Origin of the sequence: Paenibacillus alginolyticus DSM 5050 = NBRC 15375 (genome assembly GCF_000422905.1) — a bacterium.
GTDB lineage: Bacteria > Bacillota > Bacilli > Paenibacillales > NBRC-103111 > Paenibacillus_E > Paenibacillus_E alginolyticus.
Genome location: NZ_AUGY01000197.1, coordinates 1 through 4692, shown reverse-complemented (window position 1 = coordinate 4692; position 4692 = coordinate 1). Strand labels below are relative to the sequence as shown.

The window sequence follows — 4692 nt, the reverse complement described above, 5'->3', positions numbered from 1 at the left end:
GCTGGTGATGGAGCGCTATCAGAATTGACTAACGGAGTAATGACAAGTCCGTCTAACGATTCAGCCTCATACACTACCGGAACATCGGCAGGCGGTTTTATCGCTGCTTTTGTAACTAGAAAAGGGACTGCGGCAGGTGCGGGGAAGAAAGGGAGAGGTAACATGACCTCTGACCCTGATGCTATAGGAAACCATACTGTCTTTAAACGTGACCAAATACTGGTGAGGTAACACACTGGGAAACGTATAAAACTCCTAAAGACTCAAGGAACCCTAATCCATTCGAACCGGAAAAGCGTTTCGATGGAGTGGGAAAAGGCGACGGTCACTATAATAAAGAGACAGGGCAAATTGTTCCTGAACCCCATGTGCATGACCCATCAACACCGGGTGGTGTCAGGGAGCCTTATCCTGATGAAATTCCGAGGAGGAGATAGTATTGAGTTTGTTAAAATGGTTAGAAGACTGGTTTAATCAAAATTGTGATGGCGATTGGGAACATTGCGAAGGCATAAGAATTGCAACACTTGATAATCCAGGTTGGTTTATTCAAATTAGCCTGATTGATACGGATATAGAGGGAAAGTATTTTAAACCATTAAAAATAGAACGTTCTGACTTTGATTGGATTCATTGTAATGTTGAAGATGGAATTTTTAAAGGCTTTGGTGGGGTTAGAAATTTAGAGGAAATCTTAGATGTATTTAGGGTTTGGGCGTTGTGTGAATAAACTCATGTGTGCCACAGAGGGGCGATCTTGCCTCTCTGTGGTTTTTTCTTGTACTAATTTGAACAAATAGTTTTTGTGAAAGATGATTATTTCGGTAGGACCAATATAATGAGCATCATGATAATGGGAATCATAACGACCAAACCAACAAGTCCTGCGGAAATGATAGCAATGAATCGGGTGGTCATAACGACACTGGCAACAATGGCAACAGCAATGGTGACGGCACCGGTAGCGGTAACACAGGCAACAATGGTACAGACAATACTAGTCATACGAGCACCGGTGGAGGCAGTAGTATCGGCGGAACTGGAACAGATTCAAGTGACGAGCACCATTCGAGTGATGAGCCGCAAAGCTACAGAGATAAGCATCGCTACGATAAACATGAACTTGTGAATGGCAAAGCGAAGGGTAAATCAGAGGACAAAAAAGATAACCATCCCAAAAAGAAGAAAAAACTGAAGCCAAAGATTGTCAATCACGAGTTAGAACTTGTCTCCGAGCATCCGGACTATTTCATCGATCCCGTGAAAACGGTAGAATATGATTATGACGGCGTAGGGAACCGCAAGCGTATGGTGGCCGACGGTAAAATTACCGAGTATGCCTACGATGGCGCGAATCGGCTGCAATCCGCAGGTGACGAGTCCTATATCTATGACCAAAGCGGCAATCTGCAAGAGCGTAGCGGTGGCTCACAAGGGACGGTTCAGTATGCCTACACCGGAGACAATAAGCTGAAAAGCGTCAATTACGAGGACGGCTCCAAGGTGGAGTATGCGTATGATGCCTTGAGGCGCAAGGTGTCTCGCACACAGAGCTATTTTGATCCTGACAAAATTGCAGCACTTGTGCCGTCAAAAGATAAATCCAAGCGTGCTCTGGAGCATCTGCTCACGCCGGAAACGACGAATTACACGTATGATGGCTTGAACGTGTTTAAGGAATATGGCGAGCATGGGGAGCCGCTGGCGCAGTATTACAGTGCTGACGGGGACATCGTTGCCCGCAAAATGTTCGGCAATCATGGCCGGAAGATGGAAGGCTATGAAGGAAACATTGAAGACCATGGGAAACTGCTGTATTACATGACCGATGCGATCGGCAACGTCATGGACGTAACGAATAAAGAAGGCGAAACAGCGATGAAATACCGCTATGACGCCTTCGGAAATCTGTTTACCCAGATGGCAGCGCCACATACGAATGCGGGTTTTGCAGGCAAAACGTACGATTCCAAAGCAAGCCTGATGGACTATTCGGCTCGTTGGTACAGTCCGAAGGTCGGTCGCTTTACGACAGAGGATACATACGCTGGTGCGGCCTATGTGCCGCAGACATTGAACCGTTACGCGTATACGCTGAATAACCCAGTGAATTATACCGATCCGACGGGACATTGGTGTGAGTACGGGGAATATTCGCACGGAGGCGATTGCGACGACCCGAGTCACTGGGTACCGGATCCAGTGGATAACAGTGGCGGATCGGGAGGAAGCTCCGGCGGCGGATCAGGAGACGGCGGATCAAGCGGAGGAGATCCTTCCGGAGGAAGCAGCGGAGGCGATTCCGGTGGAAATTCCACACCACCACCGACACCGGCAGAAATTGCAGCGTTGAAGTATAGCCAGATATTTAATTCTGTAGGTGTTGCTTCAACGATAAAATCGGCTCACGTATCTTCTGGAGCTGTAGGGTCCAGAGGGGAATATCCTAGTTTATTATCAGATATGCCAAATACGACATATGGCAATAACATGTTATATGCCTTGAAAACAGGCTCCCTTCTTGCTGAAGCTGCCCCTCAGATAGATTGGGGTGAGTATCGGAGAGAAGGTCTTAAGGTAATTGAAGGAGGGGCAAAAGGAGCCAATAAAAGTAAATCTGGCGGTGGTTTGCTCTGTGCATTTGTAGGTGCGATTATTGGAGTATTAATAGAACCTAATCATGCGGGTGAGAGTCAAGAAGATGTTGATCATACACGCTCAGATTACCTTGGATTACCATATATAAGTCCAAAAGAGGCAGAGGAAAATAAAGATCAAAATGGTTATCTTTACAGGGCTTTGAACGAGAAAGACTATGCAAGTTTATCTCGAAATTTAGGGCTAGAAGCCAAAAATCCGTCAGGATCATGGAGTTTATCCGAACATGTAGTTTGGGGCTCAAATAAAGTAAAAGAACCTGAAAAAAATGACCCTTGGATATCTACAACATTGAGCTTGCAACGAGCTCAGTTCTATAATGATTCTAGAACTAGTTATGGGGTAATAAAGATTGATACAAGTAAAATTGAATCTGCATATTATTATGCGCCGGTATCAATTGATTCGAAATTTCAAGAATATAACAAAGCTGTGGCTTATGCCACTATTGACCAAGAGGTTTCAATTTATCAATATTTAAATCGTAATGCAATCATTGGATGGATACCGAGGTGATTAAAGTTGGAAAATAAATATATTTTATCTGGTATAGAAGAACAATTGTACATATCTTTGACGAATATTGATGTTGCACTACGCCCAGAAAAGAGAGTGCTCTACGAAGAATTTTCACATGTTACGAATTTATTAAAGGAGCACTTGAAATTGTGTGGTTCATACATGATTAATAGGAGATTGGCAAAAAATTTGCTGTACACCTTTACTCACATTATTAATGAAATGGATTATGCATCAGATTTGAAAAAACAAGAGTTAGTAAAAGTATTATTAGAGTATGAACAAGATATTATTAGTTTCTTATTCGCAGGGAATGTACAAAATGATGTTGATGATTTGTTTAATTATGCACGAGGAATCGGTCTTACCGATGTAATTCAAGAATTAACTATGAATCTTCAAAATCACACATTTAGGAAACTTGATTATAAATTAAAATTAAAACCTATCTTACGGGAACTATCTCAGAAAATTTCAAAAGAAGAGGTTATTTCAAAGTTATTAGCTTATGAATTATTTATTTTATTAAAAGAAGTGTATTGGAGCACTACTTTGATTCACAATGATGTATTGTATCTCGTAAGTGTATCAGATGTTTATCTTGATGTGAGTAGATATGTCGAGGATATTTTCGGAGCAGAATAAGAATGTAATGGTTACACCCAACTTGCGACTACCATCGCTTGGTGGGTTCTTTTTTTTCAGATGTGTATCGATAAAAACGTAAATAACCACTCAGTGAGTATTATTTTAATGGGTTTTTAGTCGTTTATGTAAATCGGAGGATTGCTCGGCAACGTCATGGACGTGACGGATCGTAATGGCGATCCCGTGATGAAGTATCGCTACGATGACTTCGGCAACCTGTTCACGCAAATGGCTGCTCCGTACAACAACACGGGCTTTACGGGCAAGATGTACGATGCCAAAGCGAGTCTGATGGACTACTCGGCTCGTTGGTACAGCCCGAAAGTTGGTCGGTTTACAACAGAGGATACGTACGCTGGTGCGGCCTATGTGCCGTAGACACTAAACCGATACGCGTACACGTTGAATAACCCGGTGAATTATTCCGATCCGACGGGACATTGGTGTGAGTACGGGGAATATTCGCACGGAGGCGATTGCGACGACCCGAGTCACTGGGTACCGGATCCGGTGGATAGCAGTGGTGGATCGGGAGGAAGTTCCGGCGGCGGTTCAACCGGCGGTGACTCTGGAGGCGGATCAGGAGACGGCGGATCAAGCGGAGGAGATCCTTCCGGTGGAAGCAGCGGAGGCGATTCCGGTGGAAGTTACACACCACCACCGACACCTGCGGAGATTGCGGCTGGGAAATATATCCAGATATTTAATTCGGTAGGTCCTGCTTCAACGAAAAAATCGGCTCGCGTATCTTCAGGAAACACAGTGAAATTATTAGCATCTGTTAAATTTGATATGCCAGGTTGGGAATATCGAGGGGAAATGGTTCCTTTATCCCAAATTCCAAATAATGGGTCGATTATCGACTAT

At 43.9% G+C, this 4692-nt stretch carries 7 protein-coding genes; all 7 read left to right on the top strand.

Annotation, left to right across the window (positions count from 1 at the left end):
- Positions 1-231, top strand: a 231-nt coding sequence (locus tag G519_RS46670; protein ID WP_208860934.1) for a hypothetical protein, incomplete at its 5' end; no start/stop codon positions are given.
- A 208-nt stretch (positions 232-439) separates the two neighbouring features.
- The gene (locus G519_RS0137915; protein ID WP_036635490.1) at positions 440-730 is read left to right on the top strand and encodes an immunity 53 family protein; all 291 of its coding nucleotides are present in this window, start codon (positions 440-442) and stop codon (positions 728-730) included.
- 108 nt (positions 731-838) lie between these two features.
- Positions 839-1129 (top strand): hypothetical protein, encoded by a 291-nt coding sequence (locus G519_RS0137910; protein WP_154669670.1) that lies wholly within the window; start codon positions 839-841, stop codon positions 1127-1129.
- Complete coding sequence (locus G519_RS0137905; protein ID WP_029198966.1) at positions 1126-3174, top strand: RHS repeat domain-containing protein; 2049 nt, start codon at positions 1126-1128, stop codon at positions 3172-3174. The genes G519_RS0137910 and G519_RS0137905 overlap by 4 nt, the downstream gene beginning before the upstream one ends.
- A gap of 6 nt (positions 3175-3180) precedes the next feature.
- Positions 3181-3822, top strand: a complete 642-nt coding sequence (locus tag G519_RS0137900; protein WP_029198965.1) for a hypothetical protein — start codon at positions 3181-3183, stop codon at positions 3820-3822.
- 189 nt (positions 3823-4011) lie between these two features.
- Positions 4012-4203, top strand: coding sequence for an RHS repeat-associated core domain-containing protein (locus tag G519_RS0137895; protein ID WP_161632986.1), 192 nt, complete (start codon positions 4012-4014; stop codon positions 4201-4203).
- Positions 4204-4227: 24 nt separating this feature from the next.
- The coding region (locus G519_RS51495; protein WP_208860933.1) for a hypothetical protein at positions 4228-4692 on the top strand (465 nt) is incomplete at its 3' end.